The following is a 13,452-nucleotide window of genomic DNA, read 5'->3' on the forward strand; positions in this document are numbered from 1 at the left end:
GCGGGTGAACAATGGGGCGGTGGACCCACTGATCGTGCTCACCGCCGCCGACGGCTCGGAGGACGGCCTCGGCGACCTCTTCGCCTCGCAACCGGACTACTGGGAGCTGAGCGGCGACTCGGCCGGGGAGCTCTTCCCGGTCGCCGAGGGCTGCGAGGCCGTGGTCGCCCATGACGCCGGCGGCCGTCTCGTGGCCTTCGCCGAGCTCCTGAAGGCCCATCCGGTCAGCGGCCACCCGTGGATCGGCCTGCTGGTCGTCGACGGCCGCCTGCGGGGCAGGGGCTACGGCAGGGCCGTCGCGGCGGCGGTCGAGGAACGCTTCCGGATCGCCGGGCGGACGGCCGTGGAGCTGGCCGTGCTGGAGAACAACCCGGGCGCGGTCGCCTTCTGGGAGTCCGTCGGTTATGTCGAGTTCGACCGCAGGCCCGACGTCGACCGTCACCGTCCGTGCATCGTGATGCGCAAAGCGCTGTAATCCAACTGAGTCCTCAGGATCTACGAAACCGGTGGTGACGCCGTGTTCCCGGGTGAAGACTGTGTGTCGTGGCTCACGACCTCCTCCATCAGATCCTCGTGTCCGACCTGGTAGCCCCCGTGATGATCGCCGAGTACGGCGACATGGAGACGACCACCGGATCCGCGGCCCGTCTGGCCGATGGCACCCTCATCCCGGTCGACCTCATGGTCTACGCCCAGCCCCAGGCCAAGGACGGCCTCGTCGAGGGCGCCCCGCTGCTGGCGGTGGAGGTCACCTCGGCGGCGTCCAGGGAGCGGGACCTGGGGGAGAAGAAGGAGCTCTACGCCCGGCACGGCATCCCCTGCTACTGGGTGGTCGAGCTGGGCGACTACGACGTCACGATGCACATCTTCGAGCTCGGAGTGGACGGATACGACGAGCGTGCGGTCCTCGGCTGGGGCGAGACCGTCCAGCTCAGCGAACCGTTCAAGATCGAGATTGAGCCGGACGAGCTGTTCCGCGGCCTGCCACCCTGGCGAGGGCCGATCGAGGGAGTGGAAATGGCACAGGACAACGGCCCGGACCTGCCCACGGCGGACGACCCCTTCGAGGTCGACGCGTTCTCCCGCCGCTGGCCGACCGGCGCGGAGAAGATCGAGCTCCAGGACGGAGTCCCGGTGTTCTACGGCCGCTGGGACGAGCGTGACGTCGCGATCGCCGAACGCGCCTACCCCGGCCGGGTCGTGCGGCTCGACCAGAAGCCGGGACGCCCGGGAACGATGACGGTCCTGCCCGCCGACCCGACCGCCGAGATCAGGGCCCGCGCGATCCGCATCGATGTCTCCGGCGGAGATTCCTGAATCTTCCCGTCGATTTCACGGCCTCCCGTCCGACGCCGGGGTAGAAGTGCGGACAACGAGACGGAGGTCGATCGTGAAGTTCATCATCATGGGACGGGTCAGCGAGAAGTCCGAGACCGGTGCGCTGCCGGATGACGACTACATCCAGGCCATGCACGACTTCAACGCGGAGCTGAACCGCTCGGGGGTCCTGCTCGCCACCGAAGGGCTCTACCCGTCGTCGATGGGGGCCCGCATCGCCTACACCGGCGGCAAGGGGCGGGTCGTCGACGGGCCGTTCACCGAGTCCAAGGAGCTGATCGCCGGCTTCTGGATCATCGATGTGACGTCCAAGGAGGAGGCGCTGGCCTGGGCGCTGAGGCTGCCCGTCCCGGCGGACGCCGAAGGCGAGGGCCTGGAGATCCGGCAGATCTTCGACCCCGCGGACCTGGTCAAGGCCACCGACGCCCGCGCCGCCCTCCCGCTGCTCGACCGGGCCCTCGACCAGATGGCCGCGACGATCGCCGCCGTCGACCCGGTCAAGCTGGCGGGCTCCCCGACCCCGTGCACCGAGTGGAACGTCGAGCAGCTCGTCGGCCACATCGTCGACGAGGTCGGCCGTTTCGCCGAGGTGAGCGGCGGCCAGCGCGAGCACGAGGGGCCGCTCAGCGGGGACTGGCCGGCCGACTTCGCCGCCGCGGCCCGCTCGCTGCGGGCCGCCTGGGCGCGTCCCCAGGCCCTGGAACAGGTCCAGCGGACCCCCATCGGCGAGATCGACGCGCTGTGGGCGGTCAAGCAGCAGTGCTCGGAGCTCGTCGGCCACACCTGGGACCTCGCCAAGGCCGCGGACCTGCCGCTCGACCTCGACCCCGAGCTGACCGAACTCGCCCTCACCTTCATGACCGACAACATCCGCCCGGAGATGCGCGGCCCTGAAGCGGGCGGCTACATCGGCCTGGAGGTCCCGGCGGACCCCGGAGCACCGCCGCTCGACCGGCTCATCGCCTTCTCCGGCCGCGACCCCGGCTGGCGTCCCTGAGCCGTCCGCAGCGCCGGCAGGTAGCTCTCCAGCTTGCCGGGGGTCCCGTGGAAGCCGACATAGCCGTCCGGCCGGATCAGCAGCACGTCACCTGAGGTGATCCCGAAGGCCCTCCTGAGCGGCTCGTCCACGGCGACGATCTTGATCCCCGCGGGCGGCGAGGGGTGGCCCGCGGGGGCCAGCAGGGTGGCGTGCGGCCCGCGCAGGAGATCGAACAGCTCCCGGCCGTCCGCCAGCCGGACGTTCGGGGCGCGCAGCCCCGAGCCCGGCCCTTCCGACAGCGGGCTGTGCGGATAGGCCAGCCCGAGCTGCTGTGTCTCCTCGCCCCGCCGGAACGCCTCCGCCTGGCCCTCGCCGGCCCGGCGGTACAGCGCGGTGCTGATCCCCAGGACGCCCGCCGCCACCGGCAGCCGCTCGGCCTCGTAGGTGTCCAGCAGGGCGGCCGGAGCCCCCGCCAGCACCGCGGCGAGCTTCCAGCCGAGGTTGTAGGCGTCCTGCACCCCGGTGTTGAGACCCTGGCCGCCCGCGGGGGAGTGGACGTGCGCCGCGTCCCCGGCGAGGAACACCCGGCCGGACCGGAACCGCGCGGCCATCCGGATGTTGACCCGGTACAGCGACCGCCAGACGATCTCCTTCAGGGTGACGCCCGAGGTGACGCGGCCGACGAGGTGGTCGAACGCGGAGTCGGTCAGGAAGGGCGGATCGTCGGCGGCCAGCGGCGCCATGAACTGGAAGTGGTCGGTCCCGGGCAGCGGGAACATCGCCAGCGCCATCGCGCCGTCCCTCACCCAGACCCGGGTGCGGTCGCGGCCGAGCCCGGCCGCCCGGACGTCCCCGACGATCATCCGCTCGGTCTCGAAGGTGTCGCCCTCGAACCCGATGCCCAGGCTCTTGCGGACGAGGCTCCGGCCGCCGTCCGCGCCGACCAGGTAGGACGCCCGGACCGTCTCGCCGTCGGCCAGCGCGACGGTCACCCCGTCCTCGTCCTGCTCGAAGCCCGTCACCTCCCGGCCGAAGGAGACCCGGACGCCCAGCCCGGCGAGCCGCTCGCGCAGGATCTCCTCGGTCTTCCACTGGGGCAGCATCAGCAGGTTCGGATGAGGCACGTCCTCGGTCGCCTCACGGACCTCGCTCATGACATGTTCGGCGATCTTGTTCTCGCCGTCGTAGACGTCGACCTCCGGATAGGGCCGGGCGATCGCGCTGATCGCCTCCACCACCCCGAGGTCGTCGAAGACCTCGAGCGTCCGGGGCTGGAGGCCCTTGCCCCGGGAGCCGGCGAACGGCTCCGCGCCCTTCTCGAAGATCACTACCTCGACGCCCCGCCGGGCCAGGTCGACGGCCAGCGTCAGCCCCGTCGCCCCGGCCCCGATCACCACGACCCGCGTGTCCGCCATGCCGGTGTCCTCTCTCTCGTCCTGCCGCCGATCCTGCGCGGAGGCCCTGAGAGCCCGCTGTCACCCCGCTGTCATCAGCCGCAGCACCCGCTGAGCCCGCTCCCGGCCGCCCGCCCGCAGGAACCAGTAGGACGCCATGAGCCGCCGCGCCTCCAGCAGTCCCGGCACGTCGCCGAGCGCCGCCGCCAGCGCGTCGGGGTCGTCGGCCGACAGGTGCTCGATCACCTCGGCCAGCTCGAAGGCCCGGTCGCTGCGGCCCGCGTACTCGAAGTCGATCACCCGCACCGCGGTCCCGTCCCACAGGAAGTTCGCGAGGTTCCCGTCGCCGGTGCCCAGGACCGGATCGCCGGACGCGCCGAACTCCGCGCCGCCCAGCCACTCCCCGCAGGCGTCCACGGCGGCGCCGGGCTCGGCGGTGAGGTGCAGGGCCCTGACGACCTCGAGCATCGCGGCGGCGTGCCCGGCGCGCCGCGGCAGCCGGGCGAGCGCCGCCTCGGGCAGGCAGTCGTGCAGCCGGTGGACGGCCTCCGCGAGCAGGGGCAGCAGCCGCGGATGGGAGCGCAGGAGCTCCGGGCCGAGCGGCACGCCCGGCAGCCGCGACATGACGATCATCGGCGGGACGGCGTCCAGCCGGGCCCGGACCGGCCGCGGGGCCAGCCCCGGCGCGTGCCGGGCCAGCAGGGTCAGCGCACGCCATTCCCGCCGGGCCTCGTCGTGCACGGTCGACCGGTAGGTCTTGGTCGCCTCGTCCGCCTGGAAGATCAGATCATGGGGCACGCCCAGAGCCTAGGACTCCGGGGCCTCCGGGCCCAGAGGTCCGGCGGGCCGTTCGTCGCGACGGGTCGCGAGGTGGGGGAGGATGGGCCGATGACGCGTGGAGCCGATACCTCAGCTTCCGAGATCTTCGCCCGGCTGTACCCGGAGATCATCGCCGCAGGCGGCCTGGCCGAGGCGCTGACGGCCGCCTTCCGGTCCGCCGGTTTCAGGGACCTGCGCGCGGTGGCGCGCGAGGACGGCGCCGCCGACGTCGATCTGGGCTGGGGCCGCTTCTTCGTGCATCTCGCGGCCGAGGAACGCTGGTTCATCTTCGACCTGTGGTGGCGCGGCGTCCGGCTGCTCGGCGGGACCACCCCCGACCTGCTGACGGTCGTCGAGCTCGCCGGGGCCCGCAGCTCGGGGGCGACCCTGCGGGAGCTGACGAACGGCTGGCCGTGCGCGGACTCCGACGAGATCGCCGCCGCCGTCGACCGGGCCGACCCGGCGCTGGCCGTCGCCCTGCACTGGCGGGAACTGCGCGCGGCCCGGTGGGCCGAGCCGATCAGGCCCCTCGTCGAGGCCGCCCACGCCGATCCGCGGCTCCGCAAGCTGCGGCCCTGGACCAGCCATCTGTCCCTGCACTTCAGCCGCTGCGTCGGCTACCCCTTCACCCACGACCTGCCGGCGATCCACCCGCAGGAGCGGGGCTACCTCGTCTGGGACGGCGACCGGCTCCTCGGCTCCGCCGACGGCCCGGAGGAGGCCGTGGCGCTGGTCACCGCGGTCCTGCCCGCCGACTGCGCCCCCGCCGTCCTGGGCACCGCCGACGACCTGGACTGACGGTCGGGGACGCCGCCGGGGTCGGGCAGACTGGGGGGATGCCGTCCGTCCTGCCTGAAGGTGATCCCGTACCCGCCGACGGCTCGCTGCCGCGCACCGCGCTGGAGGGGCTGGGGGAGCGGCCGTTCGGCTTCTACCTGCACGTCCCGTTCTGCGTGACGCGCTGCGGATACTGCGACTTCAACACCTACACCGCCGCCGAGCTCGGGCCGGGGGCGTCCCGGGACTCCTACGCCGACACCCTGATCGGTGAGGTGCGGCTGGCCCGGCGGGTGCTCGGCGACGTGGATCTTCCCGTGGAGACCGTCTTCGTGGGCGGCGGGACCCCGACCCTGCTGCCGCCCGGTGATCTCGGCCGGGTGCTCCAGGCCGTCCGGGAGGAGTTCGGGCTGGCCGCGGGGGCCGAGGTGACGACCGAGGCCAACCCCGAGACCGTCGACCGGGCCTACCTGGACGGCCTGCGGGCCGGCGGCTTCACCCGGATCTCCTACGGCATGCAGAGCGCCAGGGACCACGTCCTGAAGGCCCTGGACCGCACCCACACGCCCGCGAAGGTGCCCGTGGTCGTCCGGGAGGCGCGGGAGGCCGGGTTCGACCATGTCAACCTGGACCTGATCTACGGCACGCCGGGGGAGAGCGACGACGACTGGCGCGCGTCGCTGGAGAGCGCGCTCGCGGCCGGGCCCGACCACGTCTCGGCCTACGCGCTGATCGTCGAGGAGGGCACCAAGCTGGCCGCCCAGGTCAAGCGGGGAGAGCTCGACGAGCCCGACGACGACGCGATGGCCGACCGGTATCTCATGGCCGACGAGCTGCTGGGCCGGGCGGGCATGGAGTGGTACGAGCTGTCCAACTGGGCGCTGCCCGGCGGAGAGTGCCGCCACAACGTCCTGTACTGGCGCGGCGCCGACTGGTGGGGAGCGGGTCCGGGAGCGCACAGCCACGTCGGCGGGACGCGCTGGTGGAACGTGAAGCACCCGGCCGCCTACGCCCAGCGGCTGCACCAGGACATCACCCCGGCGCACGCGCGGGAGATCCTCGACCCCGGGACCAGGAAGGTCGAGCGGGTCCTGCTGGAGATCCGGCTGCGCGAGGGCTGCCCGCTGGAGCTCCTGGACGCCCGCGGCGTCCAGGAGCAGGTGGACCAGGGCCTGCTGGAGCGCGTCGGGGACAGGGCCGTGCTCACCCTGCGCGGACGGCTCCTCGCCGACGCCGTGGTCCGCGACCTCACTTGACGAGCGGCCAGGCGAAGATCACCGGGATGCGGTGCCACCGGCCCTGGTTGGCGCGCGTCGCGCTGAACACGACGATCGCCATCGAGAAGATCACCCAGCCGAACCCGTAGTACAGGGCCTTCGTGCCGATCTGGGTGCTGACCAGCACCGAGACGCCGAAGACGATCCCGGAGCTCAGCGCCAGGTTCAGCGCCTGACGGGCGTGGTGGGCGGCGAAGGTCGAGCGGCGCCGCTTGGTGAGGTAGATGTACAGCGGCGGGAGCGCCCAGAACAGGAACTGTCCGATGTAGGCGGTGAGCGCCCACTGACGCTCGTCGGGGGTGGTCTGGTCGCCGTACGCGCCGGCCGCGAAACCCTGCGGCATGCGGACGGTCGGAGTCGGCTGCGGACGCGGGTGCTGTTGGCGGGGGTACACGCTGGTCACTCCTTGACGGTGACGAAATCGATCAGTTCTTCGACGCGGCCGAGCAGCTCAGGTTCCAGATCGGCCCAACTCTTCACGCCGCCGAGGATGCGCTTCCAGGCGGCCCTGGTGTCGCCGGGCCAGCCCAGCCGGGAGCACACCCCCTCCTTCCAGTCGAAGCCGCGTGGGACCTGCGGCCATGCCTTGATCCCGACGGCCTGCGGCTTCACCGCCGCCCAGATGTCGATGTAGGGGTGCCCGGCGATGAGCACGTGCGGCGAGCTGATCTGAGCGGCGATCCGGGACTCCTTCGAGCCCGGCACGAGATGGTCGACCAGCACGCCGAGACGGCGTCCGGGGCCCGGTTCGAACTCCTCGACGATCTTCGGAAGGTCGTCGATGCCCTCGAGGAACTCGACGGCGACGCCCTCGACCCGCAGGTCGTGGCCCCAGATCTTCTCGACGAGCTCCGCGTCGTGGACGCCCTCGACGTAGATCCTCGACTCCAGGGCCACCCTGGCCTTGTGGTCGCGGACCGCGATCGATCCCGACGCCGACCGCACCTGCCGCCCGGAGAGCCTCGGCACCGGCCGCACCAGGGTCACCGGCCTGCCGTCGATCAGGAACCCGGCCTTGGCCAGCGGGAAGACCCGCCGCTTGCCGAACCGGTCCTCCAGGGTGACCTCGTCCTTGCCGCAGGCCACGACCGCCCCGCAGAACCCGCTGTCGGGGTCCTCCACGACGAGGTCGCGCTCGGCCTCGACATCCGGGATGGTGCCCTTCCTGGGCAGCCGCCACTCACCCGCCAGAACGTCCTGTCCGTAGTCCACGTCTCGACCCTACAAAGCCGGGCGCCTCCCCGCATCGCCTCGCGGATGGCGTCGGGGCCACGGTCCTCAGACCCTCGGACTACTCCGGAGGAGTGAGGTGGGCGTAGCCCCGCTGGACGGCCTGGAGCAGGGTGATCGGGTCGTAGGGCCAGTCTCCGGCCGTCAGGGCCTTGATCGGGTCGAGGCCCGCGTCGTGGGACTCGCGGATGGCGTGGGCGACGGCGGCCACGGCGTCGCGCTGGTCCCTGGCGAAGGCCCGGTCGACGACGTCGCCGTGGCCCGGGACGATCGCCTCGGGGCGCAGCTCCAGCAGCCGGGTCAGGGTGATCGGCCAGTCGAGGGGGAAGCTGTCGGAGCCGTAGGCGGGCGGTCCCGCCTGCTCCACGAGGTCACCGGCGAACAGCACGCCCGAGTCGGGGACGTAGACGACGAGGTCGTGATCGGTGTGCCCCCGGCCGAGATGGTGCAGCTCGACCAGCCGGTCACCGAGATCGATCATGGCGTCGCCGCCGACGAGCTGCGTGGGCGCGGGGACGGCGGTCCCCTCCACCGAGGCGGCCCAGTCCGGATACTCCACGGCCATGGTCACCCGGGCCTCCCGGCTGAGATACTCGGGCAGTTGCTCGTGTCCCCAGAAGAGGCCGGTGAAGGCTCCGTTGCCGAAACAGTGATCGAAGTGACCATGGGTGTTGATCACCGCGACGGGCTCCCCGCAGCCGAGCTCGCGCAGATCGTCATGGAGCGCGCGCCCCAGGGGCAGCGACGCCAGCGTGTCGACGAGGACGGCCCCGTGCCGTCCGATGATCACGCCGACGTTCACGTCGAAGTCCGCGTACCGGCGGCGGTAGCAGCGGTCTCCCACCTCTTCCCAGGACATGGACAAAGACTCTCGCACATCGGCTTCGGTGGGGTGACCGTACACTTGGCACTCATACACTGGGAGTGCCAGAGCACAGGCGGCGACCGGGCAGGAGGTGAGCGCGTTGCTGGATGATCGCAAGCTGTCGATTCTGCGTGCCATCGTCGAGGACTACGTGTCCACCAACGAGCCGGTGGGCTCCAAGGCCCTGGCGGAGCGGCACGCCCTCGGCGTCTCCCCGGCGACGGTCCGCAACGACATGGCCGTGCTGGAGGAGCAGGGGTACATCACCCAGCCCCACACCAGCGCGGGCCGGATCCCCACCGACAAGGGGTACCGGCTGTTCGTCGACAAGCTTTCGACGATCAAGCCGCTGTCGTCGGCGGAGCGCCGCGCGATCGAGACCTTCCTCGGCGGGGCCTATGATCTCGACGACGTCGTCAACCGGACGGTGCGGCTGCTCGCCCAGCTGACCCGGCAGGTGGCCGTCGTGCAGTACCCGTCGCTGACCCGGTCGTCGGTGCGGCACATCGAGCTCGTGCCCGTCGCCGCGCGGCGGCTGCTGCTCGTGCTGATCACCAACACGGGCAGGGTCGAGCAGCGGGTGATCGAGACCGCCACGGACGTGACGGACGATTCGGTCGCCCAGATACGTACCATTCTGAATGGGCTTCTCGACGGGCAGGCGCTCGCCGAGGTGCCCCTCGCGGTGGTCGACCTCCCCGACCGGGTGGTCGAGGAGGACCGGGCCGTCGCCGTGGCGGTGCTCTCGGTCCTGCTCGAGACCCTGGTCGAACGGCACGAAGAGAAGATCGTCTTCGCGGGCGCGGCCAACCTCGCCCACGTGGACTTCTCGCAGTCCCTCCGGGACGTCCTGGAGGCGCTGGAGGAACAAGTCGTGCTGATGCGGTTGTTGGGCGAGACGGGCGATCCCGCCTCGCTGATGGTCCGCATCGGCACGGAGAACCAGATGGAGGGGCTCCGGTCCACCTCCGTCGTCGCCACCGGATACGGTGCCGACGGGCTCGCCCTGGCCCGGCTCGGGGTGCTAGGCCCCACCCGAATGGACTACCCCGGAACGATGGGAGCGGTACGCGCTGTGGCACGTTACGTCGGTCAGATTCTGGCGGGATCGTAGTGCGCGACTACTACGCCACCCTCGGGGTGAGCAGGAACGCGACTCCTGACGAGATCAAGAAGGCCTACCGCCGGCTGGCCCGTGAACTTCACCCCGACGTCAATCCCGACGCCGCGTCGCAGGAGAAGTTCAAGGAGGTCACCCAGGCCTACGAGGTCCTCTCCGATCCCAAGAAGAAGGAGATGTACGACCTCGGCGCCGACCCGTTCGCCTCGGGCGGCGGGGGCGGGGCACCGGGCGGCTTCGGCGGGGCGGGCTTCCCGTTCAGCGACATCATGGACGCCTTCTTCGGCAACGCGACCTCCCGCGGCCCGCGCAGCCGGGCCAGGCGCGGCCGCAACGCCACCCTGCGCGTCGAACTCGACCTGCAGGAGACGGCGTTCGGCACGACCCGTGAGCTGACCATCGACACCGCCGCGGTCTGCAACGCCTGCACCGGCACCGGCGCGGCCCCCGGCACGCACCCCGACCAGTGCGACATGTGTCACGGGCGCGGCGAGATCCAGCAGGTCCAGCGGTCCTTCCTCGGTCAGGTCATGACCTCGCGCCCCTGCCCCCAGTGCGGCGGTTACGGCTCGGTCATCCGCACGCCCTGCCACGAGTGCTCGGGCGACGGCCGGGTCAGGACCCAGCGCACCATCAAGGTCAAGATCCCGGCGGGCGTCGAGCACGGCACCCACATCCAGCTCGCGGGCGAGGGCGAGGTCGGCCCCGGCGGCGGCCCCGCCGGCGACCTGTTCCTGGAGATCGTCGAACGGCCCCACGCGATCTTCGAGCGGGACGGCGACGACCTGCACTGCACCGTTCAGATCCCGATGACGGCCGCCGCCCTCGGCACCACGGTCACCATCGAGACCCTCGACGGAGCCGAGGACGTCGACATCCGTCCCGGCACCCAGTCGGGCCAGGTCATCCCGCTCTACGGCAGGGGCGCCCAGCACCTCAACGCCAGCGGCCGCGGCGACCTGATGATCCACGTGAACATCGAGACGCCCACCCGTCTCGACCCCGAGCAGGAGGAGCTGCTCCGGCAGCTGTCCGTCCTGCGCGGCGAGGAGCGCCCGCCCGGCAAGTTCGCCCCCGGGCAGCAGGGATTCTTCAGCCGTCTCCGGGACGCCTTCCACAATTGAAGAGACGTTCCCGAAGCCTTCCGTGAGGGCTACGGCGAGCCGAATTGACACATCCCGGTATCTGTAAATTTACAGATACCGGGATGTGTCGTTTTTTATGAATTCGCTATAGGCGGGCGCCCATGGCGTAGCCGTTCCGTACATAGGCGGGAGAACTGCGAGGGGCGTAGTTTCTCAACCGTTCGGGGCGGAGCGGAAAAGGGGCGCGCATGCGAAGGGCCGGAACGAGCTGGCTGCTGGCGATCTCGACGATGGTCGCGGGGACGGTGGCCTCGGGGGCGGTGACCGCACCGGCGGCCCGCGCGGCCGGCCCGGTGGCCGCCGACGACGGAGCCGCCGTGGCCGAGGAGACCTGGATCGACCCCCGGACGGTCGACCTGACCATCCGGACCCCTGCCGTGGGCGGCCAGGAGAAGACGCGGGTCATGCTGCCCGCGGGATGGTCGAGGACGGCCGGGCGGACCTGGCCCGTCGTCTACGCCTACCAGGGCGGCAACGACGACTACCTGTCGTGGGTCAGGGGCTCGCAGCTCGCGTCGCTGGCCGCGAAGTGGGACGTGATCGTCGCCCTGCCCTCCGGCGGGACCCACGGCGGCTACACCGACTGGTACAACTACGGCAAGGGCGGCACCCCGCGCTGGGAGACCTTCCACACCGAGGAGGTGCTCCAGCTCCTGGAGCGCAACTACCGGGCCGGGACCAGGCGGGCGGCCCTGGGCGTCTCCTCCGGCGGGCAGGGCGCCATCACCTACGCCGCGCGCCACCGCGGGATGTTCGCCTACGCCGTCTCCTTCAGCGGGGTCCTGCGGCTGACCAAGCCGGGCCTGCCCTCGATGCTCATGCTCCAGGGCCTGGGCTTCGGCGACGACCCCTTCCGCACCTGGGGGATCCCCGGCGTCCACGACGCGAACTGGAAGGCCCACGACCCCTACGAGCTGGCGGAGAGGCTGCGGGGGACCGGGCTCTACATCTCCAGCGGCACCACCGGCCTGCCCGGGCCCTACGACCCCGATCCCGTGAACCCCAACGGGAACGTCGCGGGGGCCGTCGGGGAGTTCCTGGTGGGCATCACCGCGACGGACTTCGTGGCCCGGCTGAAGAAGCTCGGCATCCCCGCCACGACCAACCTGTACGTCGGCGGCTGGCACAACTGGCGGTACTGGCGGCCGGAGCTCGACAAGGCCTGGCCCCTGATGATGGACGCCCTGGGAGTGGAGGCTCCGGCCGGGAGCTGACCGCCTCAGGACGACGCGATGTTGACCATCCAGGAGATGCCGAAGCGGTCGGTGAAGGCGCCGAACTCGTCGCCCCACATCTGCACGGCCAGCGGGACGGTCACCGTCCCGCCCTCCGACAGGCCCGCGTAGTAGGCCCGCAGGAGCTCGGCGTCGTCACCGCTGAGGCTGACGGCGACATTGTTCCCGACGGTCACCGGCATGCCGGGCGGGATGTCCGCGCCCATGATCGTGTAGCCCTCGGCGGTGACGAGCGCGCCGTGCATGATCCCGGCGGCGCCGTCGCCCTCCGTGCCGTACTCACCGAAGGTGTGGAGCGTCAGCTCGCCGCCGAGGACCTTCTCGTAGAACTCCAGCGCCGCCCGGGCGGTGCCGTCCGGAAAACTGATGTACGGGTTGAGCCTCGAGGCCATGGCCCCTCCTCATGTTCTTCCAGCAGAGGCCTCCATCGTTACAGCGGCCCCGCCAAGGGATCCCAAAAACCGCCAAAGCGGTGGGCATGGATATTTCCAGCCGCTGATCACGTCCTTACCGGGCGGGATGGGAGGATGAAAGGGTGAGCGCTCCTGTTTTCCTGGTCGAGACGGCCGCCCTGAGAAATGACCGCGTGCTGCTGGACGGGCCCGAGGGCAGGCATGCCGCGACCGTCCGGCGGATGCGGGTGGGGGAGGGCGTCGTGCTGGCCGACGGGGCCGGGAGCAGCGCCCGGTGCGAGGTCGTCGAGGTGCTGAAGGCGGCGCTGGAGGTCGAGGTCCTCGAGCGGAGCGTCGAGGAGGCCCCGGCGCCGCGGATCGTGGTCGTCCAGGCGCTGCCCAAGGGGGAGCGCGGCGAACTCGCCGTCGAGGTGATGACCGAGGCCGGAGTGGACGTGATCGTGCCCTGGTCGGCGAGCCGGTCGATCACCCAGTGGAAGGCCGACCGCAAGGACAAGGCGCTCTCCCGCTGGCGCAACGCCGCCCGGGAGGCGGGGAAGCAGTCGCGGCGCACCTGGCTGCCCGAGGTGGCCGACCTGGAGTCGACCCGTCAGGTCACCGCGCGGCTCGCGGCGGCCGGACGGGCGTTCGTGCTGCACGAGGACGCCGTGGAGCCGCTCAGCCGGGCCGCGCTCGGTGACGCCGCGGAGATCGTCCTGGTGGTGGGGCCCGAGGGCGGGATCTCACCGGAGGAACTGGCGGCCTTCACCGGAGCGGGGGCGGAGGCCGTGCGGCTGGGGCCCAGCGTCCTGCGGACCTCGACGGCGGGAGTGGCCGCCGCGTCCGTCCTCATGGCCAGGACGGGACGCTGGTAGCGGTCG

General features: G+C 71.6%; 15 protein-coding genes. 9 read left to right on the forward strand and 6 right to left on the reverse strand.

The genetic code is table 11. The annotated features are described in order from the left end of the window. The first annotated feature begins 19 nt into the window (after positions 1-19). From ABD785_RS34120 to ABD785_RS34130, 3 genes are all read left to right on the forward strand, one after another. Positions 20-475, forward strand: a complete 456-nt coding sequence (locus ABD785_RS34120) for a GNAT family N-acetyltransferase (protein ID WP_344836759.1) — start codon at positions 20-22, stop codon at positions 473-475. Positions 476-543: 68 nt separating this feature from the next. Beyond that, positions 544-1,317, forward strand: coding sequence for a Uma2 family endonuclease (locus ABD785_RS34125; RefSeq protein ID WP_344836762.1), 774 nt, complete (start codon positions 544-546; stop codon positions 1,315-1,317). A gap of 73 nt (positions 1,318-1,390) precedes the next feature. After that, complete coding sequence (locus tag ABD785_RS34130) at positions 1,391-2,335, forward strand: TIGR03086 family metal-binding protein (RefSeq protein WP_344836765.1); 945 nt, start codon at positions 1,391-1,393, stop codon at positions 2,333-2,335. Here ABD785_RS34130 and ABD785_RS34135 read toward each other — a convergent pair. Together ABD785_RS34135 and ABD785_RS34140 are read right to left on the reverse strand one after the other, a co-directional pair. Further along, positions 2,242-3,732 (reverse strand): FAD-dependent oxidoreductase, encoded by a 1,491-nt coding sequence (locus ABD785_RS34135; protein WP_344836768.1) that lies wholly within the window; start codon positions 3,730-3,732, stop codon positions 2,242-2,244. The genes ABD785_RS34130 and ABD785_RS34135 overlap by 94 nt on opposite strands. A gap of 60 nt (positions 3,733-3,792) precedes the next feature. Further along, positions 3,793-4,509 (reverse strand): phosphotransferase family protein, encoded by a 717-nt coding sequence (locus ABD785_RS34140; RefSeq protein WP_344836771.1) that lies wholly within the window; start codon positions 4,507-4,509, stop codon positions 3,793-3,795. Between the two features lie 90 nt (positions 4,510-4,599). On the opposite strand from ABD785_RS34140, the gene ABD785_RS34145 reads away from it, so the two are divergent. Together ABD785_RS34145 and hemW are read left to right on the forward strand one after the other, a co-directional pair. Further along, positions 4,600-5,328 carry a DUF6193 family natural product biosynthesis protein gene (locus ABD785_RS34145; RefSeq protein ID WP_344836773.1) on the forward strand — a complete coding sequence of 243 codons (729 nt, stop codon included), beginning with the start codon at positions 4,600-4,602 and terminating at the stop codon, positions 5,326-5,328. A gap of 38 nt (positions 5,329-5,366) precedes the next feature. Next, entirely contained in the window at positions 5,367-6,563 is a 1,197-nt protein-coding gene (hemW, locus tag ABD785_RS34150) for a radical SAM family heme chaperone HemW (RefSeq protein WP_344836776.1), read from the forward strand. Here hemW and ABD785_RS34155 read toward each other — a convergent pair. The 3 genes from ABD785_RS34155 to ABD785_RS34165 form a co-directional block, all read right to left on the reverse strand. Further along, positions 6,556-6,978, reverse strand: a complete 423-nt coding sequence (locus ABD785_RS34155; RefSeq protein WP_344836779.1) for a DUF4870 domain-containing protein — start codon at positions 6,976-6,978, stop codon at positions 6,556-6,558. The genes hemW and ABD785_RS34155 overlap by 8 nt on opposite strands. Positions 6,979-6,983: 5 nt before the next feature. Further along, positions 6,984-7,796: a DUF3097 domain-containing protein gene (locus ABD785_RS34160; protein WP_344836782.1), complete on the reverse strand. Its 813-nt coding sequence runs from the start codon at positions 7,794-7,796 to the stop codon at positions 6,984-6,986. Between the two features lie 79 nt (positions 7,797-7,875). Next, positions 7,876-8,673, reverse strand: coding sequence for an MBL fold metallo-hydrolase (locus ABD785_RS34165; RefSeq protein ID WP_344836785.1), 798 nt, complete (start codon positions 8,671-8,673; stop codon positions 7,876-7,878). Positions 8,674-8,779: 106 nt separating this feature from the next. Between ABD785_RS34165 and hrcA the strand changes: the two genes are divergently transcribed. From hrcA to ABD785_RS34180, 3 genes are all read left to right on the forward strand, one after another. Beyond that, positions 8,780-9,793: a heat-inducible transcriptional repressor HrcA gene (gene hrcA / locus ABD785_RS34170; RefSeq protein ID WP_344836788.1), complete on the forward strand. Its 1,014-nt coding sequence runs from the start codon at positions 8,780-8,782 to the stop codon at positions 9,791-9,793. Then, positions 9,787-10,923, forward strand: coding sequence for a molecular chaperone DnaJ (dnaJ, locus tag ABD785_RS34175; RefSeq protein WP_344836854.1), 1,137 nt, complete (start codon positions 9,787-9,789; stop codon positions 10,921-10,923). Before hrcA ends, dnaJ begins: the two co-directional genes overlap by 7 nt. 209 nt (positions 10,924-11,132) lie before the next feature. Then, complete coding sequence (locus ABD785_RS34180; RefSeq protein WP_344836789.1) at positions 11,133-12,158, forward strand: alpha/beta hydrolase; 1,026 nt, start codon at positions 11,133-11,135, stop codon at positions 12,156-12,158. Between the two features lie 5 nt (positions 12,159-12,163). Here the strand turns inward: ABD785_RS34180 and ABD785_RS34185 are convergent, their stop codons facing one another. Beyond that, a complete protein-coding gene (locus ABD785_RS34185) occupies positions 12,164-12,571 on the reverse strand; it encodes a VOC family protein (protein WP_344836792.1) in 408 nt (135 codons plus the stop codon). 143 nt (positions 12,572-12,714) lie between these two features. On the opposite strand from ABD785_RS34185, the gene ABD785_RS34190 reads away from it, so the two are divergent. Beyond that, a complete protein-coding gene (locus tag ABD785_RS34190) occupies positions 12,715-13,446 on the forward strand; it encodes a 16S rRNA (uracil(1498)-N(3))-methyltransferase (RefSeq protein WP_344836795.1) in 732 nt (243 codons plus the stop codon). Positions 13,447-13,452: the final 6 nt, after the last annotated feature.

The organism is Actinocorallia longicatena (genome assembly GCF_039534125.1).
GTDB lineage: Bacteria > Actinomycetota > Actinomycetes > Streptosporangiales > Streptosporangiaceae > Actinocorallia > Actinocorallia longicatena.